Raw genomic sequence first — 15,538 nt, forward strand, 5'->3', positions numbered from 1 at the left:
AGCGAGCAGAAAGCAGCGGGCCGTGACCACCCCGTAAGCCATTCGTAAGCTCGGGCAGGTGAGCATTCCGTCTCGCAACAAGTTGATGGAGCAATGACCATGCGTCCCTACTCACTGAACATAAGCCGCATCAAATGTCATTCGACGAACGATTATACAGGTTCTGACGACCTTGTTGGAGTGATGGGTCCTGTTCGCTTCCCGATTGGATCCTTCACTCCGGGAAACGACTACAATCTCGACATCAAACAGATCGTTCCAGCCGGTGAATTCTACCTTAATATTATCGAGACCGACCTTTCAGGCGATGACGAGATAGGGATGATCGACCTGTCCGCGATCATGGATTTCCAAACCGTGAAAAACGTGCAGGGCGCGGATGCCAGTTACGACATCACCATCCTCGTCCAATCCGTATCAGACTAGCTCTAGCATGCGCGATCCGCACTCGAAGCAGGATCGCGCCTGCTCCGCCTTGGATGTCTGGTGCCTCCGGCGAGGGTGGCCTCTCCGCGCCAGGAACTGCTCCGAACTCAAGCTCGGCGAGCGATCCGGTTCCGATCGAGCTTCTTGACATGCATGGATCGGTTCCGGTCGGACCGTTCTTTGAAGACCTTGCAGAGAAGGTCATGGACATCAAAGACGTCTGGGAGCTGTTCCCGGGGCGGAGCGCCCGGCCCTGTAATTTTGGTTCCGAAACGGGAACTCGACAGATGGCTTGGGGTAGCGCCTCCCGACGACGCTTGAGCCTTCCTGCTAGGAATGTGGGGAGGACGCCGCCAACTAGCCCCTTAGACTGCACTCTGGCGGCCAGATAGAATCATGCAGATTATACTCTGCTGAACTGGTTTATTTAAGAGTAATGCCAATAGGCCCATCAGGAGATTGAAATGCTTACTCAAGTAACCGTACCTTACTCTCCCGGCTACGACTATGGAAAAGGTGTCGATCTTGCGACGGGTAGTCCGATGGGTCATGTCGTCGATGGCGCATTTTCCGGCGTCGACGATGCAATGGGGTCCATATCTTCATTCGACATACGCCGTATTCACACCACCGCCGAACTCGAAAAGTCGCTGAGCATCAATGTCGAAGCGAGCGGCGGGTGCGGGTGCTTCTCCGCGTCCGGAAGGTTTGACTTCGCCCAAAGTTCCAAGATCCAGAGCAGTTCCCTGTTCCTGCTCATCTCCGCCAAAGTAACGCTGCCCTTTCACGGCATCGACGAACCAAAGCTGAGCGGCTCGGCGGCGGCGATATCGAGCAATCCCGAGCTCTTCCAATCACGCTACGGGAACATGTTCGTGAACGGGGTAGGACGCGGCGGGATGTTCCTGGCCGTCCTGCAGATGGATACAGCCAGTTCCGAGGAGGCCCAAGCCGTTTCGATGGAGTTGTCGGGGTCCTACGGGCTGTTTTCTGCCGACGCCAAGATGAAAATGGCAGAGGCATTTCCATGAAGACGTGCGCACGACCGTCTACCACGAAGGCGGCCCGATCAATCTGATCATGGGGGACGTAACGGATCCCAGCCAGATGTATGGGCTTCTCCAGCAATGGCTGAACGCATTCCAGACCGATCCGAACGCCAATGCCGTTCCTTATTTCGTCACCCTAGCTCCAATCTCCATCGCAGATGGACCGATCCCGCCGAACGCAGCGCAGGTCCGGCAAGCCCAGGATGTTCTGGTTGAGTGCGCGAAGGAGCGCAGCAGCCGGCTAGACCAGATGAACCTGATGGACTTCATTACGCTCAATCCAGGCAAGTTCACCTTCACGGCACCGACAACCCTGCAGATGGTTCAGGAGGCATTCCGTGGTTTCCAAGTCGATATAGACATCATCGCGCAAGCCGCCGCCGCGGCGATCAACGATCCTAAAACAGCGTGCCTGCCGGTTGATTTCGCCGCGAAGCAGACGCCGGCCCGGCGTTTCCCGCAAGGGCTGACGCCCGATCCATTTCCGGAAGGCGCGAAGGGGCTGAAAAGCGTTTATGCAGACAAGGGAAAAATGATGGTCAGCCGCGACGCGTTGTTGAGCGGGATGCGAGAACTAGAGCCAGACGGCCCCGCCAAGACCGGGTTTGATATTGGCGTCGCGATGCCCGGAGCAGACACGCTATGGGGCCCGGGAAAGCAGCTTTTCATGGATGGCCTTGATGCTGACGAGCGCGTTGGCTGCGAGGATTCAGCGTTCTTCATTGTCGCCCGGAATGCGCAACTCGGCCTCGCGACCGTCGGCGCGAAGATCGCGGAGAAGACCTCGACGGATGCCTTTAAGGCTGCCCGCACTGCAGAGCCGCCCGGCATGTACACTCTGGGCTTCGACATCGCCTCGGGCCTCTTCGGCGACGCGAGGCTCGGCGCGCGCGGCCACACCGCACGGGGCCCCGGATCCCTGGGGATCAGGGCAGCCCTCGACCCGAGAGGTCAGCGCGGCTTTGATGCAGCGATGACGCTGTACTCGGTTGCCTGACGACGGGAGCGTCTGATCAACAGGCCAGAGAGCACATTCTCGTTTCACTGCTCAAGCCTGTCAGGCACCGAAAACCACCAGATCGGCCAGCTTGAAGATGCGAGCGCAGGCTTGATTGGAACGGCTGGAGACTCGGCGCCCGTCGGTTCAATGCGTCAAATTTTCGTCTGGACGGGCTGCTGAGCCCAATGGGATCATTTCTGGTTCGGTGAGCGGGATGTGCAGAAACGCACCATCCCGTGATTTTGCCAACTCGCGCCGGGCGTTCGTTATGGCCGGTCGGTTCGCCAACCGAGCCGCGACTCGATGCGGCGCGCACTGATCTTGACCATCGTAATCAAATCCGGGTTCTTTTGCTTCAGCTTCACATCCGGGACGACGATCGAGATCGTGGCACGGCAGGCTCCTTGGTTGTCACGGATGGGAGCCGCAATGCAGGCAACTGAAAAGTCAGATTCACCAGCCTGGATCGACAGGCCCTGCTCCAGTGCTGTGGCGGCCGCCCGAGCGAGCACATCCTCGTCCGTCTCGGCGCGTCCGGTCGGAGATGCGATCGCGGATCGAGCGAAAATGGCGCGGCGTTCGGCTTCCGGCAAATGGCCGACGAGCAGCCGACCCGACGCGGTCCAGTTCAGCGGCGTCCGGGTCCCGACGCGAGATGTAACCTGGAAATGATCTTTGCCCTCTTCCATCGCAAGCACGACCATATGGTCACCGTCACGGCCGCATAGCTGGATCGTCTCTTTCGAACTCTGAGCCAGTTCGTGCATCTCCTGCGTTGCCACGTTGAGCAGGTCCAATGTGCGAGCGTAGGTCAGGCCGTACTGATAGAGCCGCGGACCCAGCCAGAGCAGGCCGCCGTCCTTGCGGTCCAGCAGTTCCTTTTCGACCAGATCGTCGACGATGACGTAGATCGTCGACAGGGGGGCGCCGATGTCGTGCGCAATCTCATATGCAGTTGCTGGCCGCCCCTGCTTTTGCAGATAGTCGAGTATCTGCAGCGCACGGTCGATACCGCTGGTGCGCGAGCGGCGGGGTTCCCGCGGGTCTTCGGCGGGGTTCAGGTGCAGGTCGGGCGCTATCGTGGGCATGGCATTCTCGGTTTTGCGGGCACTGTAAGGCAGCCGGGGCATTTACCACAGCCAGCCTCAATCCGGCCAGTTGAGGATCGCAGCCTCGCGGGCCATGAGACGCTCGTTCCATGGTGTGGCGATGATCGCATTCGACTTGCGCGCGCCATCAAGCTCCTCGGCAAGCCGTGCCGCCACAATGAATTCTTCGTCGGGATGCAAATTGCATGGATCGAGGAAGAAATAGCCGTGCTCGACTTCATGATCGCGGACGACCACCGGCGGATTGCCAGCTGCCAGCCGGTCGGCCAGATCCCAGGCTGTAATGCGCGATTCGGCGGCATTCACCCACACCTTCAAGCGATCGAGCGGATTGCTGGTCGGGTCGGGTACGATAGCGGCGGTGACGCCAGGCCGCCCCTCGAGTGCTTGCGCCCAGCAGTCGAGCGCTCGGCGTTCGCGAGCGCGAATACCCTCATGGTCACGCGTTTTCCAGGCCTGGAGAGCAGCGAGCGCACCGACGATGCCTTCCTTGCCGACCTTCATGCCGCGCCCGATGCCCCGGTTCTGCAAGTAGACGTCGCGCACCCGCGCCTTCGTGCCTGCGACGATACCGGATGTCGGGCCGCCCAGGAATTTGTGACCCGAATACAGCACCAGATCGGCTCCGCTGGCGAGAAAGCCCGCCAGATCGTATTCGGACGCTGCGTCGACGATGACCGGGACCCCGCGTGCACGGGCGGTTTCGACGAACATCTTCAGCGGGATTTGCCCATACTCGACGACATGGTGCGACACGACGTAGATTGCTGCAGCAGTGCGCTCGGTGATAGCGCCTGAGAGCTGATACGCCGAGGCGCTGGTCGCCTGACCGACCGGCACGACCTTGGCGCCGGCGAGACGGATCGCCTGTTCGATCGGTGCGCCGTAGCTGACCATGTGGCCGGACTGGATGACGATCTCGTCTTTCAGTCCAGCGGTATCCGGCAGCCGTTCGATCGCGGCAAGGTCCGGGCCCGTCATGCTGGCCGCCACGGCCAGGCTGATTGCCGCGGAACAGGAGGCGGTGATGAAACCGGCCTCCGCGCCCGTCAATTCGGCGATCACGGCGCTGGCCTTGCGATGCAGATCGGCCATTTCGACAAACTCGGTGAGAATGCCGGACACAGCCTCGACAGCCGTGGGAACGACAATGGAGGCGCCGAGCGAGGTCATCGTGCCTGAGACGTTGATGACGGGCCTGAGGCCCAACTGGCTGCGGATATCTTCGACAGGCATGGTCTTGTGCTCCGACTATTCGATGCGACTAATCAACGGCGATGACGGCTTCAATTTCGACGCTGATCCCTCCCGGCAGTGATCCGTGACCGACCGCAGAGCGGGCATGGGTGCCGCGCTCGCCGAAAACGTCAATGAGCAGGTCCGAGCAGCCGTTGATCACTGCGGGGTGATCGGCGAAATCCGGCGTGGCGTTTACCATGCCGAACAGCTTTACCACACGTCGCACGCGGCACAGATCGCCGAGCGCTGCGTGCATGACGGCAATGAGGTTGACACCGGTCAGCCGCGCATGGGCATAGGCCTGATCCACGGTCACGTCGGCACCGACCTTGCCCGTATAGACCCGGCCGTCGGCCTCACTCGGCCCCTGGCCGGACAGGAACAGCAGCTTGCCCTCCTGCACGTGTGTGACAAAATTGGCGATCGGCGGCGGCGCCTCGGGCAGCGTTATTCCAAGCGCCAAAAGCCGGTCGTAGGGCGTGCTTTCCGGTCGCTTCATGAGCTCGGAAAAAGTCATACACAAACTCCAATCAGATCGTTTTTTGGTTGTGCCGGATGCAGGCCACGTGATGCCCGCCGCCGATATCGTCGACGGGCGGAATGATCCCGGCGCAGGCAGCAATTGCGTCCGGACAGCGGGTGCGGAAGACGCAGCCGGAAGGCGGGTCAATCGGGCTTGGAATGTCACCACGCAAGGCGACGTGAGTGCGTCGGCGGGTCGGGTCGGGCACGGGTGCTGTCGCCAGCAATGCCTTGGTGTATGGGTGCCGCGGCGCGGCGTAGAGAAGACGGCTCGGACCACGCTCCATGACGCGGCCGAGATACATCACCACCACTTCGTCGCAAAGGTATTCGACCACCGAGAGGTCATGCGCGATGAACAGCAGCGTCAGGCCGAGCCGCTTTTGCAACTCACCGAGCAAGTTGAGCACCTGCGCCTGCACCGACACGTCAAGCGCCGAGACCGGCTCGTCGGCGACGACGAATTCCGGCTCGACGGCGAGCGCGCGTGCAATGCCGATGCGCTGGCGCTGGCCGCCGGAGAATTCGTGCGGGTAGCGCGTGGCGTGATCAGGCGACAGGCCGACCAGGGTCAGCAGTTCGGCGACCCTGTCGGCACGTCGCTTGCCTCGCGGAAAGCCGCGCGCGTCGAGTGCCTCGCCGATGATGGCGGCGATGCGCATGCGCGGGTTGAGGCTGGAGAATGGATCCTGGAACACGATCTGCAGCTTTTGCCGATAGCCGCGCATTTCACGTGCGGACAGCGAAAACAGATCGACGCCGTCGAACAGCGCTTTGCCTCTGGTCGGCTCCACCAGCCTGAGGATGGCGCGCCCGGCGGTGGTCTTGCCGGAGCCGGACTCGCCGACCAGCCCGACCGTCGAGCCGCGTCCGACATCGAAGCTGACATCCTCGACAGCATGAACGATGCGGCCATTGCGGGCGGGAAAGTGCTTTGTCAGACCCTGCACGCTGAGCAATGGCGCAGTCGCCGCACGACTTGGTATCACCCCGGCGCTCACAGCTCTGCACTCCTGATGCAACGGGAAGCGCCGTGCAGTCCTGCCGGCATCAATGGCGGCGGTGCCGCGCGACAGGGCGCAATGGCGAAGTCACAGCGCGGCTCGAAGGCGCAACCCGGCGGCAATGCGGTGATCGGCGGCACGCTGCCGGGAATGGAATAGAGCGCCCGGCGCTTGCCGTCGTCACCGATGTCGCGCGCGGCATTGGGCGTGCAGGCCAGCAGCCCTCTCGTGTAGGGATGGCGCTGGTGCGCAAACAGGTGGTTGACCGGTGCCTGCTCGACGACACGGCCGCCGTACATGACGACGACATCATGGGCGATCTCGGCGACGACACCGAGATTGTGGGTGATGAAAAGGATCGACATGCCCATCTCGACCTGCAGGCGACGCAAGAGATCGAGGATCTGCGCCTGGATGGTGACGTCGAGGGCCGTAGTCGGCTCGTCGGCGATCAGCAGCGACGGACTGCAGGCGAGTGCCATGGCGATCATGACGCGCTGGCGCATGCCGCCGGACATCTGGTGCGGATAGTCGTCGAGCCGCGAGACGGCGTCCGGAATCTCGACATGCTTCAGCATGGCGAGCGCACGGCTGCGCGCTTGCTCCCGGGTCACCGGCTCGTGCAGCGCGATCATTTCGCCGATCTGATCGCCGACCGTTAAGAGCGGGTTGAGGCTGGTCATCGGCTCTTGGAAAATCATCGCGATTTCCCGACCGCGGACCTTGCGGAATTCCTTCTGGGTAAATCCGGCGAGGTCGTGGACACGCTCCTGCCGATCGCGGAACAATATCTGGCCGCCGGCGATCCTTCCGGGCCGTGACAGCAGGCCCATGATCGACAGGCTGGTCACCGACTTGCCGGAACCGGATTCTCCGACCACGGCCAGAGTCTTGCCGTGCTTCAGGTCGAAGGTGACGCCATCGACCGCCTTGGCGGTAAGACGGCGGGTCTGAAACCAGGTCCGCAAGTCCCGAACCGACAGGATGACGTCGCTGGCGATCGCGCCGCTCATGATTTCCACCCGCAATGCGGACAGACGTGCACACTGCCCGCAGAACCTTCCGGCGGCAGGTGGCGGTGGGCAATGATCGCCTCGGCACCGAGGATAGCGTGGCGAGGCTCGAACAGCCGGTGCAGCGTACTTGTCGCCCCTTGCGAATCCTTCACGGTGAGCTCGGCGTCGGCGAGGTCGAACAAAGTGAATTCTGCCGGCCTGCCCTTTTCCAGCAGTCCGTCGGCGGGCAACCGGATGGCGCGGCGCGGCGCCGTCGTCGAGGCCGTCACCACATCGTCGAATGCCATGCCGAGCGACAACAGCTTCGACATGGTGGTTGCCATATCCCACACCGCGCCGTCGAGCGAGCGGTTGTGCAGATCGGTCGAGATCGTCTTCGGCGGCAGACCGCGCTCGAGCGCCGCCTTGGCGACATCGAAGGAGAACGAGGCGCCGCCGTGGCCGACATCAAGCACAATGCCGCGCTGCGCCGCATCCTCGGCGAGCCGATAAAGATCGTCGTCCTCGATGATCGAGCCGCCGGCCTTGCCATTGAAGCAATGAGTGACGATGTCGCCTTCGCTCAGCAGGCCGAGAACATCGTCATAGAGTGGCGGCGGCTCACCAACGTGCACCATCAGCGGCAGCTTGAGGATGCGGCTGAGCTTCTTCGCCAGCCGGACCGGCGTCAGGTCCCAGCCGCCGGTAATGACGTGGCTGGCACGCACCTTCAGTCCGACGATGACGTCGCGGTTGGCCTCGACGGTTGCAATGGTGCGGTCGATGTCGATCGAGCGCATGTCGGTCAGCTCGCTGACACGGTTGCAGGCGACGAGACCGATCGAACCTATGTTCAGGAACGCGTATATATTCTCTCGCGCCGGCTCTATAATGAACTCGCGAAAGCCGTGGAAATTGGCTTCGCCGGCTGAGCCGGCATCGACCATCGTGGTGACGCCTCGGGCGGCGCCACATTGCTGCGGCCGCAGCGAAATGTCGGTGCCGCCGTACCAGACATGCACGTGAAGATCGGTCCAGCCGGGCGACAGGAACGCGCCATTGGCGTCAAGCATCGTCACATCCTCGCCGGCGGCAATGGTCGAACCGGTTTCGGCGATACGGCCATCCTTGCCGATCAGCACGTCGATCGTCTGGCCAAACTCGCCGCCGAAGCCGACTGGTTTTGCGCCCCGGATCAACAGCGGCCTTTCGGTTTGGGAAGAGCGATTGCTGAACATCAGATGTCCTTTGCGAGACGAGGGTCGAGAAGATCGCGCAAGCCGTCGCCGACGAGCTGCAGCGACAGCACGGTGATGACGATGGCGCCGCCCGGAAACATCATGATCCAGCCGGCCTGATCCATGTATTGACGGCCGGTGGCGATCATTGTGCCCCAGGTCGGGATGTCGGGCGATATGCCAACGCCGAGGAAGGACAGACCGGCCTCGGCCAGGATGGCGTTGGCGAAGATGAAGGTTGCCTGCACCAGCAATGGAGAGGTGACGTTGCGCAGTACGTGCCGCACCAGGATAATCGGCGTCGGCACGCCGAGTGCGCGGGCCGCCTCGACATAGGGCAGTTCGCGAATGACCAGCGTCGAGGCGCGCACGACGCGTGCGAGCCGCGGCGCATAAACCACGCCGAGGGCGACCACGACATTGACGGCGGTGGCGCCAAGTGCCGCCACGAGTGCAATTGCGAGCAATATGTCGGGAAAAGCCATCATGGCGTCGATCAACCGCGACACCGGCGCGTCGAGCCTTCTGAAGAAGCCGGAAGTCAGTCCCAAAACGACACCGATGATCGAGGCGAAGATCACGACAGCAAAGCCGACCGCCAGCGAAGTGCGCGCGGCGTAGAGCGTGCGGGTAAAGATATCGCGCCCGAGATCGTCGGTGCCGAACAGGTGGTCGAGGCTCGGCGGATGCAGCCGACTGGCAATGGAGAGCTTAGTCGGTGCGTAGGGGGCGATGACCGGCGCGAGGATCGCGGCGAGCACGATGGCGATCAGTACGGCGATGCCCACCGCCGCCGTCGGCCGCGTCATCAGCCGCGAAAGCATATTTGGCTCCGCCTGGAGCGGCACCGAGATAGCGGCCATCAGTAGCGAACCCTCGGATCGACAGCCAGATAGAGCATGTCGATGGCGAAATTGACCAGGACGTACAGCCCGGCAATGACCAGCAGCGCGCCTTGGATAACCGGATAGTCGCGCCGTAACACCGCCGAGACGACCAAGCTGCCGACGCCGGGCAGGCCGAACACCGTCTCGGTCACCACCGCACCGGAAATGAGCAGTGCCGCGGTCAGGCCGATGACGGTGAGGATGGGGATCAAGGCATTTCTGAAGGCATGCTTCAGCACCACACGCCATTCGCTCATGCCTTTGGATCGGGCGGTCCGCACATAGTCGTCATTGAGCACGTCGAGCATCGAGGCACGCGTGAAGCGGGTGATCAGTGCCGAGCTTATGAGACCGAGCGCCAGCGCCGGCAGCACCAGATGGTCAAGCCGGTCGGCAAACGAAGCTCCCGGCCCGCCATAGCCAGATGTGTCGAACCAGCCGAGCTTCACGGCGAAGAACTGAATGAACACAAGGCCGAGCCAGAAGCTCGGCACGCTGGCTGCGAACATGGCAATGGTGGTTGCTGCCTGGTCGAAGATAGAGCCGCGCTTATAGGCCGACAGGATTCCGACCGGCAGCGCGATGAGCGTTGCGATTACCAGGGAGAAGACGGTGAGAAAAAACGTCGGTTCGGCGCGTTGGGCGAGCGCGGTCGTGACCGGCTCGCCGAGGAAGATCGACTGGCCGAAGTCGCCTTGGACGACATCGAGAACGTAGCGCCCGAACTGTTCGAGGATGGAACCGTCGAGCCCGAGCTTGGACCGCAGCGCGGTTATATCGGCGGCGGTGGCGTCTGGACCCAGCATAACTGCCGCCGGATCGCCGGGCGTCACCCGTACGATGACGAACACGATGGTGACGACCAGCGCCATGACGACGATCATGCCGAGAAGTCTGTTGAGGATTGAGTGCAGCATCGGCGTTATAGCATCCCTGAGCAACCATCGAACGGTTTGCTGGGCGCCGGCTTTGTCGGCCGGCACCCGGTCGCCTGTCGTTGAGTGGAGGCGGAAAGCAGGACCGTCTCAGTTGCCTTCCAGATAAGCGTTCCAGAAATAGGGCCATGGCGCCGGCGTCACGGCTTTCAGCTTGGGGGCCTGGGCGGCCAAGGCGTTGAAGTCGCCGACCTTGAACGCTGGAACCTCGTCGTAGATCGCCTTCTGGACATCTGCGAACAGCGCGACGCGCTTGGCCGGATCGGCTTCGGCGTTGAACGCCTCAAGCACCTGGTGCTTGCGATCCGAAACCCACCAACCCGGAGAGGAGTCCGACATTATGCCGGTCAGCGACGGCTCGGGCAGGAACGGACTGTGGCTAATGTAGATGTCCCACAGCGCCGGGTCGGTGCGGTTCTTGGTCAGCGTCGCCCATTCGACCACGTCGAGCTGGACCTGGAAGCCGGCGGCTTTCAGATACTCGGCCGCGACCTGCGCCAGCTTGTAGTGGAACTCGTATTGGCGGCTGGTGAGGATGCGCAAAGGCTTGCCGTCATAGCCGGCTTCCTTCAGCAGCGCCGCAGCCGCCTCAGTGTCGCCATCGGGCTTGTAGGGCTCGGTGCCGGCGTCCGTGTGCCAGGCAAAGCCTTCGGGATACATGTCGCCGTCGGCTGCGAAGAACTCCTTCGATCCGAATGCGGCGAGCAGCGTGTCGTTCGGCGCCAGCGCTGCTTGTATCGCCTTGCGGATGCGAATGTCGGAATTCAGCCCCTGCTTGGTATTGAGGACGAATACCGGCCAACCGAACGGCTTCAAGATGACCGGCTGGGTCTTGCCACCCGAGATCTTGTCAAAGGACTCGACCGGCAGCGAGTCAACATAGGCGAACTGGCCGGAGACAGCGCCTTCGACGCGCGTGTTCGCATCGGGAACCGGCACGAAACGGATTTCGTCGAGATACTGTTTTCTGGCGCCACCATAGCCGTTGGGTTCGCCGTCGCGCGACTTGTAGCCGTCGAACCGGGCAAGCTGGATGTACTGGTCCGGCTTGCGTTCCTTCAACATATAGGGGCCGGTACCGACGAAGCTGGTCAGCGGCTCCTGTCCCACGTTTTCGGACGGGATGATGATTGCGGCCGCATTGTTGAGTGAGAGCAGCGACAGAAGTGGCGCGAACGGCTTTTTCAGGGTGAGCTTGACGGTGTGGTCGTCAACGGCGTCGACCGTGGCGATGACTTCGGCTGCCTGCTTGCCGCGCGTGGCAATCTTCATCCAACGCTGCAGCGAAGCGACCACGTCGGCCGAATTCATATCGCTGCCGTCGTGGAACTTAACGCCGGTTCTGAGCGCGATGGTGTAGGTACGGCCATCCGGTGAAATCTGTGGCATTTCGGCGGCCAACAGCGGCGTGATGCCCCAGTCCTTGTCGAAGGTATAGAGCGTCTCGTAGATGTGCTGCGTGACAATGCCAACCAGATCGGCGGTCGAGGCCATCGGATCCAGTGTCGGCGGCTCCCCAATGGTCGCCACATCAATCACTCCACCTCTAGCGGGCTCGGCCCAGGCAGCGCCTGTCGCCGGCAGCATAAGCGCGGCGAGTGAAGCGACGATTTGCAAGAAACGCTTCATCTTGGTTCCCTTCGCTCTGTTCCATAGTAATGGAATTTATATCCTAGTTACGGACGAAGTAAACGCATCCGAATATGATGTCGTCAAGCTTTTTTCGCCCAGAGGACGTCGCGCGGCTGGAGTCGCTGATGATCCTCGTGCGCCAAGGCGTGGCCTCGCCGTAAGGCCTGCATCACGCGATCGCCCAGGCGCCTAGGCCGCGTGGTGGGATATCGGTGGCGGCGCGCTGAACCTGCTGTCTGCCGCCAGCGCACTGCTAAGCAGTCCTGAGCTCGCGCGATCGAACTCAGGTCCATGGAACACCGCCTCACCCGACGACGACTTTACGACCGCGCTGATCCTCGCCGGTTGGTCGCCTGGCAAGTAGCAGGCGACATGGCCACGTCAGTCCATACGATCAAGCTGGCATTAGCGGCTTGACGCGATCGACAATGGCGGCGACCGCTTCCTTCGGGCTCTTGCGACCGAGGACGGCGAGCTGAACCTCCTCGAGAAACGTCGACTGAGCGCGAGCGGCTTCGGGAAAAGCCGGAAAGGCCGGTCGCGCCTTGGCAAGGGCGGCTGCCTCGACCGTCGCCTGTGGCAGCGCCCCGGCGAACGACGGCTCGGCATAGGTCGAAGCGCGGACGGGGCCATTGCCGTTGCGCGCCATGTCGAGTGTGGCGGCCTTGCTCGCTACGAAGCGGATGTAGCTCCAGGAGAGCCTCTTGTCCGCCGAATTGGCGGGAATGGCCATTGCCCAGGATTCGACGACTGGGTGCATTTCCTGACCGGTGCCGAGGGTCTTGGAGCCGGGAAACTCGATCGGCTTGATCTTTCCCGGCGCAGTCGACTGTTCCTTGCTGTTGAGCTGCGCGTAGCGGGCGAAAGGCAGCACCGCGAAGGCAGCGCGTCCCTGCTGCATCCACGTCGCCATGTCGTCGTTGCGCGTTGTGGCGTAGCTGCGGGGAAGCGCCCCGGCCTTGAAGAGGTCGGCGAGCACGGACAGGCCCTTTTCCATCGCCTCCGGATCGGGAACCACCTTGAACTGCTTGTCGATGAAATCACCGCCGAACGCGCGGGCGAACATGACCGGGAAGACGGCGAGGTCGCTCGCAAGGATCATGCCGACGGCCGGCGTACCAGACTTGGAGGTGAAGGTCAGCTTCTTCGCCTGCTCGACCAGCTCCTCCAATGTGTTCGGTGGCGCCGAAATGCCGGCCTCCTGAAGCAGCTCCTCGTTGTAGAAAAGCCCCTGCGTGGCATGGCGCACGGGGATGCCGACGAGCTTGCCGCCGACGGTCATCGATTGGCGCAGGCCCTCGGCGATATCGTCGAAATCGTCGATCGGCTCGGCTTTCTTGAGGTCGTCGAGCGGCTCGAACAGCGAGGCGATCTGCGACGTCATGCGGTTGTCGATGACATAGCCGACGTTGAAATCGGTCTCGCTCAGGCTCGCCTCCCGGAATAACCGGTCCTGGAGCGGATTGCTGTCAAGCGTAGTCCAGGAGATCTGGGCGTTGTTCTTGTCCTCCCAGGGCTTGATGACATTGCCGGCGGCGCCGGTCGTCAGGTTGGCTTGGTGGACGCGATGGCAAAGCACGTTCAGCGTCTTTACCTGGGCATGGGCCAACCGACCCAATGCGCCCGTCGCGCCGGCGGCCATCGCGGTCGTCAGCAGGGCTCTGCGTGTCATGTGCAAAGGCATTGTCTTCCTCCCTTTCTCGGTGACGTCGTCACCCCTTGGTCGCGCCGGCGGTCAATCCGGCGACCAGAAACCGGTTCATCAGGACCACGAAGACGAGAACCGGCAGCAATTGGACGGTAGAGGCCGCAAAGAGCACGCCCCAGTCGACGCCGTCGATCGAACTGATCATCTCCGAAAGGACCAGAGGCGCGGTCTTGGCGTGGTTGGCGGTGAAGATATAGGCGAACAGAAACTCGTTCCACGCGAAGACGACTACGAAGACGGCGACGGCGAGCATGCCGGGCGCTACGAGCGGCAAGATGATCTTGACAAGGATCGTCAGCGGCCGCGCGCCATCGAGGACAGCCGCCTCGTCGAGTTCGCGCGGTACCTGATCGATGAACGTGCGCATCAAGAGCGTGCCGAGCGAGACAAAGAACGTCGCGTAGAGCAGGATCAGCACCAGATGGGTGTCGTTGAGCCCGAGCCGATTGACGACCGGGAACAGTGGCAGCGTCACGACGATCGGCGGGATCAGCCGCGATCCGATCAGAAACATCACCGATCCTTCCAGGAAACGGACGCCCCGATAGCGTGAGTAGGCAAAACCGGCGAGCATACTTGCCATGACGGCAAGCGCCGTCGCCCCGGTGGTGATGATCAGGCTGTTGACGAGCCCGTCGAAAAAGGCCGGCCAGCGCTGCCACAGCGAGGCGTAGTGCTCCAAGGTCGGTTCGAAGAAGAGCTCCGGTGGAACCGCGAAAATCTCGCGACCGGGTTTGAACGACGAGAGCACGATGAAGCCGATCGGAAACAGTGACCAGACGACGATTGCCGCAACAGCGAGCATCTTTCCGGCACCGATGGCGAGACGCCTAGAACGCATTGGCCAGGGATTCCTTGCGCAGCCGCCATACATAGCCAGTCGCAAGCAGCAGCGAGATGACGACCATCATCCACGCCGTCGCGGCCGCCGTGCCGAACGAGTTGTAGCGGAAGCCTTCCTGATAAAGATAAACGGAAACGACCTCGGTCGTGCGTGCCGGGCCGCCCTGGGTCAGGAGCCAGACCTCGGAAAAGAGGCGGAAGGCGAAGATGTAGCGGAAGAGCAGCGCGATGAGCATCGCTGGCGCCAGGAGCGGCAGCGTGATGTTGCGGAAGAGCTGGAACGCATTGGCCCCGTCGGTGCGCCCAGCCTCGTAGAGCTCCTTCGGAACCGCGAGTCGTGCCGCATAGAGGATGATGAATGTGAATGGCAGGTGCAGCCAGATCGTGAGCAGGCCGACGAGGACGAGGCCGTGGGAAGGGATGAACGTCCAGTCGAGCGTCGGCAGACCGGTGTATCGCAGCATTAGCGTGATTGGGCCGACGTCCGGATCGAACAGGAAGCGCCACATTGCGACCGCCGTCACCTCGCTGATGGCGTAGGGAGCGAGCACCACGACGAGCATGACGCGCTGGAGGGGAAGCCCGGAAGCGAAAAGCAGGGCCAGGCCAAGGCCGAGCAGCAGTTCGATGTGAACCGCCACGGCGACGACGAGGACGGTGTTCCAGACCGAACACCAAAAATAGGGATCGGTGAGGACGCGGATGTAGTTATCGAACCCAACGAAGGTTGCCGATTGGCCGAATGACGAGGCTTCGAAACTCAGCCACAGGACGAAGATGGCGGGGAGCACGATGATCCCAAGCACCAGGAGGTGTACGGGCGTCGCATAGAGGTAGGCAGGCGAAAACGCGAAGCGCCGCCTCTTGGTCTCGCCAGCCGCTTCCGCCGTCCCCTCCCCCCTGTGGCCGACGGATGCCTCGGAACCAAATGCCATTGCTCCTCCCTGAGCG

General features: G+C 62.3%; 15 protein-coding genes. 3 read left to right on the forward strand and 12 right to left on the reverse strand.

Annotation, left to right across the window (positions count from 1 at the left end; all coding sequences use genetic code 11):
• Nucleotides 1–93: 93 nt before the first annotated feature.
• The 3 genes from NKJ09_RS13135 (at nt 94) to NKJ09_RS13145 (ending at nt 2,472) form a co-directional block, all read left to right on the forward strand.
• Nucleotides 94–426 carry a hypothetical protein gene (locus NKJ09_RS13135; RefSeq protein WP_023718481.1) on the forward strand — a complete coding sequence of 111 codons (333 nt, stop codon included), beginning with the start codon at nt 94–96 and terminating at the stop codon, nt 424–426.
• Between the two features lie 464 nt (nt 427–890).
• Entirely contained in the window at nt 891–1,457 is a 567-nt protein-coding gene (locus NKJ09_RS13140; RefSeq protein ID WP_156948052.1) for a hypothetical protein, read from the forward strand.
• 4 nt (nt 1,458–1,461) lie between these two features.
• On the forward strand, nt 1,462–2,472 hold the full coding sequence (locus NKJ09_RS13145) for a hypothetical protein (protein WP_023718483.1): 1,011 nt from the start codon (nt 1,462–1,464) through the stop codon (nt 2,470–2,472).
• 269 nt (nt 2,473–2,741) lie between these two features.
• Here the strand turns inward: NKJ09_RS13145 and NKJ09_RS13150 are convergent, their stop codons facing one another.
• The 12 genes from NKJ09_RS13150 to NKJ09_RS13205 form a co-directional block, all read right to left on the reverse strand.
• The gene (locus tag NKJ09_RS13150; protein ID WP_023718484.1) at nt 2,742–3,563 is read right to left on the reverse strand and encodes an IclR family transcriptional regulator; all 822 of its coding nucleotides are present in this window, start codon (nt 3,561–3,563) and stop codon (nt 2,742–2,744) included.
• Between the two features lie 57 nt (nt 3,564–3,620).
• A complete protein-coding gene (locus tag NKJ09_RS13155) occupies nt 3,621–4,820 on the reverse strand; it encodes an aminotransferase class V-fold PLP-dependent enzyme (protein ID WP_023718485.1) in 1,200 nt (399 codons plus the stop codon).
• A gap of 28 nt (nt 4,821–4,848) precedes the next feature.
• Complete coding sequence (locus NKJ09_RS13160; RefSeq protein WP_023718486.1) at nt 4,849–5,340, reverse strand: RidA family protein; 492 nt, start codon at nt 5,338–5,340, stop codon at nt 4,849–4,851.
• Nucleotides 5,341–5,353: 13 nt separating this feature from the next.
• Nucleotides 5,354–6,346 (reverse strand): ABC transporter ATP-binding protein, encoded by a 993-nt coding sequence (locus NKJ09_RS13165; protein WP_352483667.1) that lies wholly within the window; start codon nt 6,344–6,346, stop codon nt 5,354–5,356.
• On the reverse strand, nt 6,343–7,362 hold the full coding sequence (locus NKJ09_RS13170) for an ABC transporter ATP-binding protein (protein WP_023718488.1): 1,020 nt from the start codon (nt 7,360–7,362) through the stop codon (nt 6,343–6,345). Before NKJ09_RS13170 ends, NKJ09_RS13165 begins: the two co-directional genes overlap by 4 nt.
• Nucleotides 7,359–8,582: an amidohydrolase/deacetylase family metallohydrolase gene (locus tag NKJ09_RS13175; RefSeq protein ID WP_023718489.1), complete on the reverse strand. Its 1,224-nt coding sequence runs from the start codon at nt 8,580–8,582 to the stop codon at nt 7,359–7,361. Before NKJ09_RS13175 ends, NKJ09_RS13170 begins: the two co-directional genes overlap by 4 nt.
• Nucleotides 8,582–9,445 carry an ABC transporter permease gene (locus NKJ09_RS13180; RefSeq protein WP_023718490.1) on the reverse strand — a complete coding sequence of 288 codons (864 nt, stop codon included), beginning with the start codon at nt 9,443–9,445 and terminating at the stop codon, nt 8,582–8,584. The genes NKJ09_RS13175 and NKJ09_RS13180 overlap by 1 nt, the downstream gene beginning before the upstream one ends.
• The gene (locus NKJ09_RS13185; RefSeq protein WP_023718491.1) at nt 9,445–10,386 is read right to left on the reverse strand and encodes an ABC transporter permease; all 942 of its coding nucleotides are present in this window, start codon (nt 10,384–10,386) and stop codon (nt 9,445–9,447) included. Before NKJ09_RS13185 ends, NKJ09_RS13180 begins: the two co-directional genes overlap by 1 nt.
• A 108-nt stretch (nt 10,387–10,494) precedes the next feature.
• Nucleotides 10,495–12,033 carry an ABC transporter substrate-binding protein gene (locus NKJ09_RS13190; RefSeq protein WP_352762851.1) on the reverse strand — a complete coding sequence of 513 codons (1,539 nt, stop codon included), beginning with the start codon at nt 12,031–12,033 and terminating at the stop codon, nt 10,495–10,497.
• A gap of 397 nt (nt 12,034–12,430) precedes the next feature.
• On the reverse strand, nt 12,431–13,720 hold the full coding sequence (locus tag NKJ09_RS13195; RefSeq protein ID WP_023718494.1) for an ABC transporter substrate-binding protein: 1,290 nt from the start codon (nt 13,718–13,720) through the stop codon (nt 12,431–12,433).
• A 28-nt stretch (nt 13,721–13,748) separates the two neighbouring features.
• Complete coding sequence (locus NKJ09_RS13200; RefSeq protein WP_023718495.1) at nt 13,749–14,585, reverse strand: carbohydrate ABC transporter permease; 837 nt, start codon at nt 14,583–14,585, stop codon at nt 13,749–13,751.
• Nucleotides 14,575–15,522 (reverse strand): carbohydrate ABC transporter permease, encoded by a 948-nt coding sequence (locus NKJ09_RS13205; RefSeq protein ID WP_023718496.1) that lies wholly within the window; start codon nt 15,520–15,522, stop codon nt 14,575–14,577. Before NKJ09_RS13205 ends, NKJ09_RS13200 begins: the two co-directional genes overlap by 11 nt.
• Nucleotides 15,523–15,538: the final 16 nt, after the last annotated feature.

Origin of the sequence: Mesorhizobium sp. M0189, from assembly GCF_040322135.1 — a bacterium.
GTDB lineage: Bacteria > Pseudomonadota > Alphaproteobacteria > Rhizobiales > Rhizobiaceae > Mesorhizobium.

Coding starts and splice junctions, on each gene's coding strand:
- NKJ09_RS13135 (WP_023718481.1), top strand. CDS start 94: ATGACCATGCGTCCCTACTCACTGAACATAAGCCGCATCAAATGTCAT.
- NKJ09_RS13140 (WP_156948052.1), top strand. CDS start 891: ATGCTTACTCAAGTAACCGTACCTTACTCTCCCGGCTACGACTATGGA.
- NKJ09_RS13150 (WP_023718484.1), bottom strand. CDS start 3,563: ATGCCCACGATAGCGCCCGACCTGCACCTGAACCCCGCCGAAGACCCG.
- NKJ09_RS13155 (WP_023718485.1), bottom strand. CDS start 4,820: ATGCCTGTCGAAGATATCCGCAGCCAGTTGGGCCTCAGGCCCGTCATC.
- NKJ09_RS13160 (WP_023718486.1), bottom strand. CDS start 5,340: ATGACTTTTTCCGAGCTCATGAAGCGACCGGAAAGCACGCCCTACGAC.
- NKJ09_RS13170 (WP_023718488.1), bottom strand. CDS start 7,362: ATGAGCGGCGCGATCGCCAGCGACGTCATCCTGTCGGTTCGGGACTTG.
- NKJ09_RS13175 (WP_023718489.1), bottom strand. CDS start 8,582: ATGTTCAGCAATCGCTCTTCCCAAACCGAAAGGCCGCTGTTGATCCGG.
- NKJ09_RS13180 (WP_023718490.1), bottom strand. CDS start 9,445: ATGGCCGCTATCTCGGTGCCGCTCCAGGCGGAGCCAAATATGCTTTCG.
- NKJ09_RS13185 (WP_023718491.1), bottom strand. CDS start 10,386: ATGCTGCACTCAATCCTCAACAGACTTCTCGGCATGATCGTCGTCATG.
- NKJ09_RS13190 (WP_352762851.1), bottom strand. CDS start 12,033: ATGAAGCGTTTCTTGCAAATCGTCGCTTCACTCGCCGCGCTTATGCTG.
- NKJ09_RS13195 (WP_023718494.1), bottom strand. CDS start 13,720: ATGCCTTTGCACATGACACGCAGAGCCCTGCTGACGACCGCGATGGCC.
- NKJ09_RS13200 (WP_023718495.1), bottom strand. CDS start 14,585: ATGCGTTCTAGGCGTCTCGCCATCGGTGCCGGAAAGATGCTCGCTGTT.
- NKJ09_RS13205 (WP_023718496.1), bottom strand. CDS start 15,522: ATGGCATTTGGTTCCGAGGCATCCGTCGGCCACAGGGGGGAGGGGACG.